This window comes from Peribacillus acanthi, from assembly GCF_003073175.1.
GTDB classification, from domain to species: domain Bacteria; phylum Bacillota; class Bacilli; order Bacillales; family DSM-1321; genus Bacillus_BN; species Bacillus_BN acanthi.
Genome location: NZ_QBBX01000016.1, coordinates 11,157 through 23,881, shown reverse-complemented (window position 1 = coordinate 23,881; position 12,725 = coordinate 11,157). Strand labels below are relative to the sequence as shown.

Annotated in this window: 14 protein-coding genes; 3 read left to right on the top strand and 11 right to left on the bottom strand. The window is 36.8% G+C overall.

Annotation, left to right across the window (positions count from 1 at the left end; genetic code table 11):
- Window positions 1-50: 50 nt before the first annotated feature.
- The gene (locus DBX25_RS15255; protein WP_108671667.1) at window positions 51-593 is read right to left on the bottom strand and encodes an MFS transporter; all 543 of its coding nucleotides are present in this window, start codon (window positions 591-593) and stop codon (window positions 51-53) included.
- Window positions 583-2,040 (bottom strand): FAD-binding oxidoreductase, encoded by a 1,458-nt coding sequence (locus DBX25_RS15250; protein ID WP_240620338.1) that lies wholly within the window; start codon window positions 2,038-2,040, stop codon window positions 583-585. The genes DBX25_RS15255 and DBX25_RS15250 overlap by 11 nt, the downstream gene beginning before the upstream one ends.
- A gap of 252 nt (window positions 2,041-2,292) precedes the next feature.
- On the opposite strand from DBX25_RS15250, the gene DBX25_RS15245 reads away from it, so the two are divergent.
- Window positions 2,293-3,129, top strand: a complete 837-nt coding sequence (locus DBX25_RS15245; RefSeq protein WP_108671665.1) for an STAS domain-containing protein — start codon at window positions 2,293-2,295, stop codon at window positions 3,127-3,129.
- A gap of 49 nt (window positions 3,130-3,178) precedes the next feature.
- Here DBX25_RS15245 and DBX25_RS15240 read toward each other — a convergent pair whose 3' ends face one another.
- From DBX25_RS15240 to DBX25_RS15210, 7 genes are all read right to left on the bottom strand, one after another.
- Window positions 3,179-4,204, bottom strand: a complete 1,026-nt coding sequence (locus DBX25_RS15240; RefSeq protein ID WP_108671664.1) for a LacI family DNA-binding transcriptional regulator — start codon at window positions 4,202-4,204, stop codon at window positions 3,179-3,181.
- Between the two features lie 36 nt (window positions 4,205-4,240).
- Window positions 4,241-5,056 (bottom strand): carbohydrate ABC transporter permease, encoded by an 816-nt coding sequence (locus DBX25_RS15235; protein WP_108671663.1) that lies wholly within the window; start codon window positions 5,054-5,056, stop codon window positions 4,241-4,243.
- The gene (locus DBX25_RS15230; protein WP_108671662.1) at window positions 5,056-5,916 is read right to left on the bottom strand and encodes a carbohydrate ABC transporter permease; all 861 of its coding nucleotides are present in this window, start codon (window positions 5,914-5,916) and stop codon (window positions 5,056-5,058) included. The genes DBX25_RS15235 and DBX25_RS15230 overlap by 1 nt, the downstream gene beginning before the upstream one ends.
- Before the next feature lie 85 nt (window positions 5,917-6,001).
- On the bottom strand, window positions 6,002-7,306 hold the full coding sequence (locus tag DBX25_RS15225; RefSeq protein WP_108671661.1) for an ABC transporter substrate-binding protein: 1,305 nt from the start codon (window positions 7,304-7,306) through the stop codon (window positions 6,002-6,004).
- A gap of 256 nt (window positions 7,307-7,562) precedes the next feature.
- Window positions 7,563-8,150 (bottom strand): uridine kinase family protein, encoded by a 588-nt coding sequence (locus DBX25_RS15220; RefSeq protein ID WP_108671660.1) that lies wholly within the window; start codon window positions 8,148-8,150, stop codon window positions 7,563-7,565.
- A complete protein-coding gene (locus DBX25_RS15215) occupies window positions 8,143-8,787 on the bottom strand; it encodes a Type 1 glutamine amidotransferase-like domain-containing protein (RefSeq protein WP_108671659.1) in 645 nt (214 codons plus the stop codon). The genes DBX25_RS15220 and DBX25_RS15215 overlap by 8 nt, the downstream gene beginning before the upstream one ends.
- Before the next feature lie 75 nt (window positions 8,788-8,862).
- Window positions 8,863-9,249, bottom strand: coding sequence for a sporulation protein (locus DBX25_RS15210; protein WP_108671658.1), 387 nt, complete (start codon window positions 9,247-9,249; stop codon window positions 8,863-8,865).
- Window positions 9,250-9,727: 478 nt separating this feature from the next.
- On the opposite strand from DBX25_RS15210, the gene DBX25_RS15205 reads away from it, so the two are divergent.
- Complete coding sequence (locus DBX25_RS15205; protein ID WP_108671657.1) at window positions 9,728-10,264, top strand: YceI family protein; 537 nt, start codon at window positions 9,728-9,730, stop codon at window positions 10,262-10,264.
- Between the two features lie 47 nt (window positions 10,265-10,311).
- Here DBX25_RS15205 and DBX25_RS15200 read toward each other — a convergent pair whose 3' ends face one another.
- The gene (locus tag DBX25_RS15200) at window positions 10,312-11,070 is read right to left on the bottom strand and encodes a TrmB family transcriptional regulator (RefSeq protein WP_108671656.1); all 759 of its coding nucleotides are present in this window, start codon (window positions 11,068-11,070) and stop codon (window positions 10,312-10,314) included.
- A 139-nt stretch (window positions 11,071-11,209) separates the two neighbouring features.
- Between DBX25_RS15200 and DBX25_RS15195 the strand changes: the two genes are divergently transcribed.
- Window positions 11,210-12,388 (top strand): MFS transporter, encoded by a 1,179-nt coding sequence (locus DBX25_RS15195; RefSeq protein WP_108671655.1) that lies wholly within the window; start codon window positions 11,210-11,212, stop codon window positions 12,386-12,388.
- Window positions 12,389-12,456: 68 nt separating this feature from the next.
- On the opposite strand, the gene DBX25_RS21430 is transcribed toward DBX25_RS15195, so the two are convergent.
- Window positions 12,457-12,725, bottom strand: a 269-nt coding sequence (locus DBX25_RS21430) for a histidine phosphatase family protein (protein WP_240620337.1), incomplete at its 5' end; no start/stop codon positions are given.

The following is a 12,725-nucleotide window of genomic DNA, read 5'->3' as shown; positions in this document are numbered from 1 at the left end:
TAAGAGGATGAGAATTAGCGTAAGTGAGCTAGATTTCATCCTCTTTTCTTTTATTCTTCTATACGCCACAACAATACTCCACTCCCAAACAGGAATACCGAGCTAATGTAAAAGAGATAATCAATTGTAAAGAAGTCAATTAGAAAACCGCTACCCATAATCGCTATTCCAGAAAAAATCGTCGTCCAAAAATGATAGTTTCCCAACATAGAGCCCCGCTTTGAAGTATCCGTGTACTCGGCAAGCAATGCCTTCTCACTATTCTTTTGAACTGCCCCTAGACAGCCTAACAGGATTTGAAACAAATACACCTGCCATAATTCAGAAATGGATGGAATCCATAAAAAAGCAATCGACATGCCAAAAGAATGCCCCATTAAGAAATAATGCTTTGGGTAGCGATCTTGCCATTTACCTAATGGAAGATAAAATAAGGCAGAACTCACTGTAAAAAGCCCATAAGCCAAACCGAATTGAGTATAGCTGCTTCCTACTCCTTTTAAAAATAACAGATAAAAAGGAAAAGCCATATTCAGTCCAAGCATAGCTAGGTTTTGTGAATGGATAAGGAACTGATAGTTTTTATTTTTCATTTGTGAAATATCTCTCGAAGAAATAGTTATAGAATCTTTCATCCGGATCATACTTTTCTTTCAAATGAAGGAATTGGTCCCACTTAGGATACACCTTCTCCATTTGTTTCCTTGATGGATAATCTTGATAGGCTAAATAATACGTCCCTCCCATTTCGTGGGCTGCCTCTACCATAGACTGGGTAGCCTTGCGGACCTTTTCCCTTTCCTTTTGAGAGAATCCTTGATTAATATAAAGCGCTAACGAAATGCTATCATCTGTTGTATAAGATAAAGTGGCATCCTGATTTTTCTTAACATACCTGACACTTACGTTAAATAGATTGATATCTTCCCGTACTACAATCTCCCTCATCTTATCCACAAAATGAGGGTATTGTTCCACCGGGATAAAATACTCCTGCAGTAAATCTGTATCCTTTGATGACTCGTATTCCAAAAATTTAATCTCCGGTCTCATTGCATTGTTTCTGGAAATCTGATCAGAAGAACCTTCTTTATACAATTGACTTTGAATGTCCCATATGCGTTCTCTCCCCCACTCCCAATGACGAGATAGGCCGAATAAAAACTTGTTTCGTACCACGTTTTTTTCGTCCTTAAGCTCGGAAAAGTCTTGTAAAGTTTCTCCTTCATACTCATCGATCAATTTATAATCCATCGTATACATGTCTTTTAAAAAGGAACTCTTCGCAGTGGATAGTCGAGCAATATGCATTTTATAATCACTATTTTTTACCAACTGTTGAATATGTGAAGGATACTCCTCGTATGGGACACTTTTATATTCAATACTATATAATTCGTCATCTGTTAATTGTAATTCCACATCCAGTATGACTCCGAAAAGTCCATATCCACCTATTACCGACTGGAAAAGCTCCATATTTTCTTCTCTGCTAATGTTACGAATGCTTCCATCGGCCATTAAGAGTCTAAAAGAATTAACGGTGTTAATGATGGGACCATATACAATGTCACGACCATGTGCATTAGCACTGAGAGATCCTCCGACTGTGAAAATATTGGAAGACTGCATTACTTTTATGGAAAGTCCATAAGGATTAATGTACTCTTGAATATCATTCCAAGTCGCACCCGATTGAACTCTGATGGTTTTCTCTTCTTGATTGAGGGACAGAATTTGATTGTAACCCGTCATATCTAATACTAATGCATCCTTATAATAGGTATGACCACCTTGTGTATGCCTAGCTCCTGATATGGAGACCTTTAAATCTTTTTCCTTTGCCTCTTGAAGTGCTTGAACTAATCCATTCTCTTCTTTTTCCTTGATGATTTCTTTGACCTTGACTGGGTGAAGCCTGCTAACATCCTCTACTACTAAGGGATTCTTTTTTGAATCATTATCTCTTGTTAGGACAAAGACCATCATAATTATATAAATAAATGCTAAACCTACTATAAATAAGGTTTTCTTTCTCAATTTTATCCCGCCTATATCCATTAGATTTACGTATTCTTATCATAAATTAAACTACTAGAATTAGCCTATTATTATGTTACTGATTTTTCTTCAGTCTTATTTATAATAAATATTGATAAGATGAAAAATTACATCCACTAATTCAGAAAAATCTTCTCCTCAGAATAACCTAGCTTACCCCATATTAATATGTATTTTCTTTCGATTAACGTATAATCATAATTAATGACAAATGTAGTGAAGGGGAACAACATGGAAAAGAATATAGCCTTGAGAAACTTTTTTAAAGAGCATGCGAATCAATTGACAGAGGAATGGTACTCTACTTTAGAAGATCATGACTCTAAGTCTGTTTATGCTGCCACTGATCCAACAATCGTCGAAACACTAAAACAACAAAATAATGAATTTCACCTTTATGTGAGCGATATTTTCGTAGAGGAAGAATCTAGCTTTTTTAATAAATTTAATAGTTGGATCGTCAAGATAGCTCAAGATAGTCAACATGTAACGACCCCCATACATTATATCGTTCGTGAATTTGTTCGAACACGAGAGCAATATTTAGACTACCTAAATAAGTTCATCGAGTATTATCCTGAAGAGGTTCCTCAATGTCAAAAAGATGAATGGAATCGTTTAGTCATTCGTGTGATCGATATAACCATCACTAAATTTATTGAAGAGTACTATAAACATTCCAATATCTTATTAGAGGCTCAGAGAGATATGATTAATGAACTAAGTTCTCCTGTTATATCCCTAAAAGGCAGCACTGCGTTACTTCCATTAGTGGGAGATATCGATACTTCCCGTGCCAAGCGAGTTCTTGAAAACACCCTTCAACAATGTACAGATAAAGGTGTGTCACATTTATTCATTGATCTATCAGGGGTAGTGATGGTCGATACTATGGTAGCTAATCAAATATTTCAAATAATGGAAGCCTTGCGTTTATTAGGAGTAAAGACCACCCTTTCTGGAATCCGACCGGAAATCGCTGCAACGGCAACCCAATTAGGTCTTTCATTTGAAAATGTAAACATTACCTCCACCCTGTCACAAGCCATTATATTAAGTGAAAAATAAAAAGCTCAAACGGTCATTAGACCATTTGAGCTTTTTTCTGTAAAGAAATTCAATCTATCCTTTTTGAACAAGAACTTCTTTCTACCAATTGAGTTGAGACGATGATTTTTTCTGGAGGTAGTTTTGGATTATTAATTTTCTTAATTAAATAACTGGTCGCTTCATAACCAAGCTGAAAGATATTGATATCTACCGAGGTCAAAGGAGGTCGGTAATGCTTGGATAGTGCAAGATTATTGAAACCTATAATGGACATGTCCTCTGGAACTCGAACCTCTAGTTTTTCTAGGTGATTTATTAGTTCATAAGCCACAAGGTCGTCCTGACATACAAGTGCTGTTGGAGATGATGGTAGCTTAATTAAATTCTGGATTGCAACCATTCCAGAGGCCTTCATGTCCTCTTCATGGATGACAAGGTCTCTACAGTAAGGAAGCCCTGAATTTTCAAGGGCTTGCTTGTATCCAGTTAGCCGGTCATGTGTCACAATGAAGTCTGGATTACCACCAACAAATCCAATGGTTGAGTGACCAAGTTCTATTAGATATTCGGTCAACTGTTTCGTTAAGGTAAAATTATCATTATCAACAAAAGTGATTTTGTCTTCCTTCTGATAAGGTCGCCCCACTACCACAAATGGGAATTTCATCTTCTCAAGGTATTCCATGACCTTATCATGCTTTTTCGAATATAAGAGAAGAATGCCATCTACACGCTTTCCCTGAACCATGGTAACCACTTCTTCATAGATCTTTTCTTCAGTGGCACTCGTTGAAAGGTACATCCCATACTCGCTTTGATTAGCTTGCATACTTATTCCCCGGAGAATTTCTGCAAAGAAAGGGTTCTGGAAAGAATGATAGGCGGAATTTGGCATGATGACACCGAAGGCTTGAGTCATTTTCCCAACAAGGCTCCGCGCCTGTAAATTCGGATAGTAGCCTAACCGCTCCATTACCTCTCGTACTCGATCTTTAGTTTGCTTACTGATGCTAGGACTGTCAATAATCACCCGTGATACAGTAGAGGGTGCTACGTTCGCTTCCTTTGCAACATCTTTAATGGTTACACCCATCGTTTCCTCCTAACCATTCGCTCTGCTTGTAGCTAATTATTTTACCGCTCCTTCAGAAACACCTTTAATGATTTCACGTTGGGCAATAAAGTAACCGATAATGACAGGAATGATGGCAAGAGTTAGGCCAGCCAAAGCCAGATGCCACTGCTTCGTATATTCTCCAAAGAAGAAGAACATTTTTAATGGAAGTGTCTCCATACCTTCTTGGTTGATTACTAAAGAAGGCAATAAATAGTCATTCCAAATCCAGATCGTATTCAAAATCGCTACTGTTACTGTAATCGGTTTAAGAATCGGGAAGATAATGTACCAAAATACTTGGAACTTATTACAACCGTCGATGATGGCCGCTTCATCCAATGATTTTGAAATACCAGACAGGGTCCCGTGATATAAGAAGATGGATAAACTGCTTCCAAATCCTAGGTACATAAAAATCAAACCAGCACGATTCAACATTTCAAATTTCCCAAAGACTGTTACTAGGGGGATCATAACCGATTGGAATGGGATTAGCATTGCTGCTACGAAAATGAAGAACAAAATGGTGCTTGTCTTGCTTTTATTTCTAGAAAGAGCATAAGCTGCCATTGAAGAAATGAGGATGATTAAAGCAACACTGACGACAGTTATGATCAATGAATTAAAAAAGGTCTGGACAAAATTAAGACTCTCAAAAGCTTCAATATAGTTATCTAAGCTGAACGTTTCAGGAAGTTTCAATGTGTCAGCAAAAATTTCTCTCTTCGTTTTAAAGGAATTGACAATCATTAGATAGAAAGGGGCTAACCATAATAGAGCCAAAAAGATTCCTAGTATCTCAACTGGAAATTTATATTTTCTCTCCATTACATTTCAACCTCCCTCTTCTTGTTAAAGTAAACTTGGATTAAAGAAATGGCCGCAACCAATATGAAGAATACAACTGCTTTGGCAGAAGCATAGGCAAGTTGATTTTCACTGAAGGCCGTTTTGAAAATTTCCATAGCTACCATTTGTGTAGAATTATAAGGACCGCCGCCTGTTAATGACAGGTTCTGGTCGTACAATTTAAAGGAATTAGATAAAGTTAAGAATAAGCTTACCGTAAATGCAGGTGCAACCAATGGGAATACAATGTAACGGAAACGTTGGAAGGTATTCGCTCCATCAATCGCTGCAGCTTCCAATAATTCTTGTGGTAGACCCTCAAGATGAGCGATATAAATGACCATGATATAGCCCGCCATTTGCCAACTCATCAAAATTGCCAGACCCCAAAAGCCGGTTTCTGTAGTAGAAAGCCAACCTTTGAATTGTTCCATTCCCACAAGATCACCAATACCTGAGAACACTTTAATGAAAATAAATTGCCAAATGAAGCCGAGGATTAAACCACCGATTAAGTTCGGCATAAAAAATACTGTTCGTAAAAACTTACTGGTTTTAATCTTGGATGTAACGATTAAAGCAAGGGATAACCCTATAACGTTAATCAAAATAATAGAAACAACAGAAAATTTAACAGTGAACCATAGCGCTGCCAAAAACTCTTTATCTTGAAATAGATCTTTGTAGTTTTCTAAACCTACAAATTCACCCACTTCAATTCCATTCCAATCTGTAAATGAATAGTACACCCCTAAAGACAAAGGCACTATCACTACTAATGCTAGTGAAATTAAAGCTGGTGCTAAAAACAACCAATAGGAAAGATCCCTGGTTTTCATGTTCTTTCCCTCCAACTTCCACCACTAATGCAACAAAACAAAGTAGCAAAAATCGCTACTTTGTTTCGTGTGCCATAGGCGGATATTATTTTCTTGCATCTTCCCAAGTCTTTTTAGACTCGTTCACTAGGTCTTCCCATTTCATTTCTTTACTTACATATTTTTGAATGTTAACACCTAATTGGTTTTGTCCCCAACCTGTTGGATATCCCATGAATGTCCAACCTGTTGTTTTTCCATCTGTAGCGTATTTGTATACCGCTTGAGATAGAGGATCAGAAATTTTGCTTGAATCATAACCTTCATAAGCAGGAATGAATTTGAAGTCGTTTAGTACTTTTTCTTTACCTTCATCAGAAGTATATAACCAATCTAAGAACTTCTTAGATTCTGTAATCACACTTTCGTCTTTGTTGCTGTTAACTCCCCAATACATTGGAACGCCAACTGGAATTGAATCTTCTACTACACCTTCAACTGGAATTGGAAGAAGACCGATGTTATTATCAGCAAATTCTTGATCGATACCAGCGATGGAGCCGTATGCCCAGTTACCTTGTTGGATAATCGCAACTTTTTGAAGAGAGAATAACTCTTCTACTTGTTGTGAGTAGTCAAGGCTTACTGTAGGTTGTACAGAATAATCATTTTGAAGATCTAAAACTTTCTTGAATGCATCAGCATACTTGAACTCTAGTGTTTTAGAATCGAACGCTTTTAACACGTCATTGTCAAACTCAGGAGCGATGAACGCGTTAGAAAGGTGTAAACCAGTTACCCAAGTTTCTTTTGCAGGAAGTGCGAATACAGCATCTAGCTTTAAATCGCCTTTCATGCTGTCTAATTTTTTCACTGCGCTTTCTAAAGCAGCATACGTAGTAATTTCGTCTGGATTAATTCCAGCTTTCTCAAAGATTGCTTTGTTGAAGATTAACCCATATCCTTCTTGGTTATATGGAAGACCAAGAACTTTACCATCTGTGCTTACTCCCGTTAATAAACCATCAAGAGCAGCTTCTGCAGCTTTCGTATCAGATAGGTCAGCTAACTTCGCTTTCCAGTCTGCAACATCTTGTGGACCACCAACGTTATAGATAGCAGGCTCTTTACCAGACGCAAATTTCGATTTCAAAGCAGCGCCGTAATCTTCACCGCCACCGACAGTTGTTATATTGATTTTTACATTTGGATTAGCTTTTTCATATTCTTTTGCAACTGCTTCGAATTGCTCTTTGAATTCCACTTTAAATTGGAATACATCCAATGTTACTTGCTCTTTGCCGTCTTTACCTTCTTCTTTTGATCCATCAGAAGAGGAACAGCCTGTTAAGATAGCACCTAGTAGCATTAAAATTGCAACAATACTTGCAAAAAGCTTGTTTTTGCGCATACAAGAACCCCCATTTTTTATAAATATGCGACCAAGAAAACGTTTGCATAAATTAGTAGAATATTATGTCTATAAGTGAAATACAAAGTCGTTTTTTATGTAAGAGGAATGACTTCCTATTACGAAAACGTTTGCATTAATCGCAAAATTAATATATCACATACTTATTAATCTCTCAACAAAAATATTCTAAACATTTTCAATAATCATTTATACCTATTTTTTACAGTTGATGCTAGAGCTTCATTCAATCCCTTTATTGAGTACCGTCTACTATGAGATTCGCTCTTTCCTTAGGCGTATGTTCTTTAGAATAGCAATCTTCTGCTATCATCCAATTATTTTCCCATCGATCTCTCGCTTCCTCTCCGTCTCTTTCTAATCCTCTATTAAGTCGAATATCTCTTGGTGTCTCCAACCAAATTTTAAAGTCATAGACATCGGAAAGTTCCTTTCGAGTCGAATACACCCCTTCTACTATCACTATGCCCCCAATTGGGACGGTATGCCATTCTGCAAGTTGATCACTTTCCCAATCGTACCTTTGATAATGACCTTCTTTTTCTTGGCTAATAGGTTCCAACACCTGTTGAAGTACGCGTTTCCAATCACAATCTGCTCCAATAGGCTTGTTAAGCGGATGGTCTTTGATAATGCTTGCAGAAGGAAAATAAAAATCATCCATATGCACAACGGTCGCATTTTCAAACCTTTCCTTTAATTTATTGGCAAAGGTACTTTTACCTGCACCTCCACAACCATCAATCCCTATTAAAAGAGTCGATTGCTTTCTTGGAAAATCGTTCAGCACATCGACTAATTTCTTCAACTTTTCTTCACTCATCTTGTTGCCCCCTTTGTATACAAATCACGTCACCATAGGTTTCTAATCTATCTCCTTCTACCACCAAGCCTTCTCCATCGTGACAAGCATAGACTTTTTTCTGATTTTCATTGGAATAATCCACTAACCTCTCCAATGAACGTTTATGCTCCCAATGTGGCATAAAATCAAATTCAACTATATTCAAGGCATCAAGATCCTTTAACCCAACTCCATTGACGTCAATTAAACCAGCCATTTTAATAGTTGATGACATCATGATCGACCCTGCACTCATCCCGATTAATAACTTACCTTGTTCAACCGCTTCCTTAAGTAGAATCGTAATATTTTTTTGTCGTAAGTTTTGGAGAAAATAAAACGTATTCCCGCCTGATAGATAGATTGCATCACAATGAAGTAACTCATCAATTAATCTTTCATCATACTCTTCATCTACATCAAAATACAGAAACTCCTGAAAGCCCAGTCGATTAAAGTGTTGAATAGAAGCTGAAAAATACTTCCGGTCTAGATCAAGTTGAGAAGGAATATATCCTAGCTTCGCTGAAGATACCCCCACCATATCTTTTATTTTCATTACTAAAGGCAGGTTATCCTCAATATCTAAGTCGCTTAGTAGCACTAACTTTTTCATGATTTTTCACCCTTCCACAACAAGATTATACCTATATCTGGAAATTAAATAAATGATAAGTTGAAGGTACTTAATCTATACGATTCTTATAAAATCTTGATCTCTGCTCTCGATTCCCTCATTGAATGTTAATTTTGTTTTAAATCGGTAAGAAATTTCTTCTGAAGAAACTGGAATTACTTCTGGAAGTTTAAAGGTAAACTCTATTTTGTTCAGTTCCTCAGAATCTATCTGTCTAGTAGACAGGATATTAGTTGAATCTACGACCTCTTCTTTCCCAGTTTCTTTATTTATCATCACCAAATCACATTCAATCCGTTTGATTTGCTGCTCAACTGTTCCACCCCTGATAAAAAAATGCCCATAAATATGTTCTCCACGTCTATATTCTTCCTTAGGTAAAATCAAATCGACACTTGCCGAGCCTACACCTAATAGCGACATATATTTTCTTAGTATCATAAAGAAACAACCTCCTACATTTTTTGTGATTTTACATAGAAATCTCATTTAATAATGCTTGAAGTAAGAAAAGAGTAGAAAGCTTAGCTAAAACAACCCTTAGTGTTAGTAAAAGCCTAGCGCCTGCCAAGTACTGTTATCTTAAAGTACAAAAAAACCTTTACCGTTTAGGTAAAGGTTTTTCTTCGCATATGAATGCCCTTACCTAGATGGTAAAGGTCTTGCTAACAACAATCGTTGCCAATAAAGCCGAGAGTATGGACTCTGAAATGACGACTTTATTGTAAAAGCTACTCCCCTTTAGGAGATATTCAATTCTATAAATCAATCATAAATAATCCTTTTTCCTTTGTCAATTATATGCTCCTTAAATTCCAGTATTCCACTCAGAATTATTTATTTTCCTATTGCAATTTTTAGATTATCTGTGTAATAATTATCTCGAATTAAAAACTTTTTATTTAAAGGGGATTTTAAAATGGGGAAAAATACTTGGGTACTTGATACAACACATAGCAGTGTCGACTTTTCTATCCGTCATATGATGGTGAGTAATGTGAAAGGATCTTTTAACTCCTTCACTGCTACAATCGAAGCAGATCCAACTGATTTAACGACTGCAAACATCCAATTTTCAATCGATCTTGAAAGTGTAGATACTCGTAATGCTGATCGTGACAATCATTTACGTACTGCTGATTTCTTTGATATTGAGAAGTATCCACAATTAACGTTTGTTGCTACTAGCATCGTTAAAACGGGTGAAAATGAATATGATGTAACAGGTGACGTATCCTTACATGGAGTGACTCGTTCCGAAAAGTTCGCTGTGACGTTCGAAGGAGAAGGCAAAGATCCATGGGGGAATGAAAAAGCTGGTTTCAGTGGTAAAGGAAGCATTAACCGTAGTGACTACGGTTTAACTTGGAATGCAGCCTTAGAAACCGGTGGTATATTAGTAGGAGATCAAGTAAAGATTTCTCTAGAAATTCAAGCTGCTAAACAGCAAGCATAGTAAATGAAAAAAGGCTAATCCTGAAAAATCACAGGAACAGCCTTTTTTTAATACCTTAAATTCAATAATACTTCTCTTACTTCTTCATCATCCATAACAATATCCCGATATTTTTGAGTAATTTTGGTTAATGCTACGTCATGATAGAAAAACTCAGTGAAAAATTTAACCAGAGGATTCGATTGCGTACGAATGGCCTGCCACTTTGATTCTTCTATCCCAGCAAAAATCAATTCTTGTTCATCGACAATCAAAATCCTACTCTTTTCGAGATGCGTATGTTGCAGGTCAGGAATTAAGGTGGAGACGTTGGGAATATTGGTCTTGATTTCACCAATGACATGTATATTGATATTTAAACCTTGTTCAAATTTTTCTTCTAATATGGGGAGATATAAGGTTAAGTCATCTGCCCATCCAGAGATGACTATGGAAGCCTCTGCTTGCTGCAGCAATTCTAAAAGTAGAGCTTGAATAGAGTGGTTATCCTTTAGTGTCCATACGCGGTCATCCCGAACTGTATTTTTTATTTGGACATTTTTCAATTGTTGCACGTTAAATTCAAAATCCGCTTTAAGCTTTTCAATCGTGGCCTCCAATGGTAAAGCAGAATATAATCGTTTCTTTTCGACTGTCGACTCTAAGATCAAGCCTTTTTCCCCTAATCGATGCAAGACTTCATATACCTTCGACCTCGGAACTTCCGACCGTTTGACAATAGCTGTCGCGTCCAATGGTTCTTCTACCGTTACTAATGATTGATAAACCTGACTTTCGTATTGTGTAAAACCAAATTGTTGAAGCATGATTTTGACTCCTTACTCACCTTTTATTAGTACCACTATCATAACATAGCCATTCTTTTTGTATAAATTTACCCTTGTTGCACACCTTCCGAAATGTTACTCTTTTAGTGGTAACTAACTAGAGAGGTGTCATCTAACTATGAATAAACGTGTTTATTTATTAACGATTGTCTCATTTGTGGTAGGTATGGTCGAATTAATTATAGGCGGTGTCTTAGACTTAGTCGCAAAAGATCTCAATGTAACGATTGGAAAAGCAGGCTTCTTGATTTCTATTTTTTCACTCGTTTTCGCAATAGCCGCTCCTGTATTATTAACTTTAACAGCAAAGATAGAACGTAAACGTCTCACGTTACTAGCCTTATTAGTCTTTTTACTCGGTAACGGACTTGCAGTATTCAGTACAACGTACACTTTGTTATTAACCGCCCGTATCGTTTCCGCTATCAGTGGTTCATTACTAGTCGTTCTATGTGTGACGATTGCTTCCAATATAGTGGCAGAAAAATATCGTGCCCGTGCCATTGGTGTTGTTTTTATGGGAATTAGTGCCTCGCTTGTATTAGGTGTGCCTATTGGTTTAATGTTAGGTAATGCATTCGGGTGGAGAGCGCCATTTATCCTTATTATGATTTTAACCTTGCTTTCCATCGCAGGGGTGTATTTCTTTATGGATCCAATTCATCCTAGACCCTCTATTCCATTAAAAATGCAATTGCGTACGTTAAAAAATCGTAAAATTTTCTATGCCCAATTGACATCCTTTCTTTTCTTGACGGGTCACCTAACGTTTTATGGTTATTTAACTCCATTCTTAAAAAATACAATGGGGTTAAATGGAACGTGGGTAAGTATCGTGTATTTAATTTTTGGATTGGCTGCAGTTGTCGGTGGTGGAGTTGGAGGTACATTAGGAGACCGATTTGGTACGAAACCGACCATCTTAGGTGTAATTGTTGTGTTTGCTTTTTCAATTTTCTCGATTCCATATACAATTACCTCAATGCCATTATTCTTAGCGGTCATGGTCATCTGGAGCATGCTTAGCTGGGCCATTACACCTGCCATGCAAAGCTATCTGATTGAGTCTGCACCCGAATCATCCGATATTCAACAAAGCTTAAATAATTCCGCTCTTCATTTTGGAATTGCTTTCGGCTCGTTTATCGGTGGCATCGTAATTGAAAGATCGTCTGTAGAAACTAACCCGACAGTGGGAGGGCTCTTTATTATTTTTGCTTTAGCGACTGCTTTCATCTCAATGGGAAGTATCAAGGTTAAATCGTTGTTTACAACTTTAAATAATGAATCGAATTAAAATAAAAAGAAGCTGAATCGATAATAACCGATACAGCTTCTTTTTTTATATGAATCACATTTATTCTTTTATAGGTTGTAGAGATGTTCCTGTTTATTTAGAAACCTTATTATTCTTTGATGTTCTTTCATTTCTATTAAATGGATCCCTGTATCACCCGTAGGAAAGGAAAATTCAGTATTAAAGGGTTGTTTTAGCAATATTTTTATTAAATTAGAGATCGTTCCTCCATGTGCCACAATCGCAACTCTCTTGTACTGTTGATAATCATAGATGATTTTGTGAAAAACTCGTTCCACCCGTTGTCGAAACTCCAATTCTGATTCACCATCTTGAA

Excerpts from the sequence above, each read along its gene's own strand:
- DBX25_RS15255 (WP_108671667.1), bottom strand. The coding sequence starts at position 593 with ATGAAAAATAAAAACTATCAGTTCCTTATCCATTCACAAAACCTAGCT.
- DBX25_RS15245 (WP_108671665.1), top strand. The coding sequence starts at position 2,293 with ATGGAAAAGAATATAGCCTTGAGAAACTTTTTTAAAGAGCATGCGAAT.
- DBX25_RS15240 (WP_108671664.1), bottom strand. The coding sequence starts at position 4,204 with ATGGGTGTAACCATTAAAGATGTTGCAAAGGAAGCGAACGTAGCACCC.
- DBX25_RS15235 (WP_108671663.1), bottom strand. The coding sequence starts at position 5,056 with ATGGAGAGAAAATATAAATTTCCAGTTGAGATACTAGGAATCTTTTTG.
- DBX25_RS15230 (WP_108671662.1), bottom strand. The coding sequence starts at position 5,916 with ATGAAAACCAGGGATCTTTCCTATTGGTTGTTTTTAGCACCAGCTTTA.
- DBX25_RS15225 (WP_108671661.1), bottom strand. The coding sequence starts at position 7,306 with ATGCGCAAAAACAAGCTTTTTGCAAGTATTGTTGCAATTTTAATGCTA.
- DBX25_RS15220 (WP_108671660.1), bottom strand. The coding sequence starts at position 8,150 with ATGAGTGAAGAAAAGTTGAAGAAATTAGTCGATGTGCTGAACGATTTT.
- DBX25_RS15215 (WP_108671659.1), bottom strand. The coding sequence starts at position 8,787 with ATGAAAAAGTTAGTGCTACTAAGCGACTTAGATATTGAGGATAACCTG.
- DBX25_RS15210 (WP_108671658.1), bottom strand. The coding sequence starts at position 9,249 with ATGATACTAAGAAAATATATGTCGCTATTAGGTGTAGGCTCGGCAAGT.
- DBX25_RS15205 (WP_108671657.1), top strand. The coding sequence starts at position 9,728 with ATGGGGAAAAATACTTGGGTACTTGATACAACACATAGCAGTGTCGAC.
- DBX25_RS15200 (WP_108671656.1), bottom strand. The coding sequence starts at position 11,070 with ATGCTTCAACAATTTGGTTTTACACAATACGAAAGTCAGGTTTATCAA.
- DBX25_RS15195 (WP_108671655.1), top strand. The coding sequence starts at position 11,210 with ATGAATAAACGTGTTTATTTATTAACGATTGTCTCATTTGTGGTAGGT.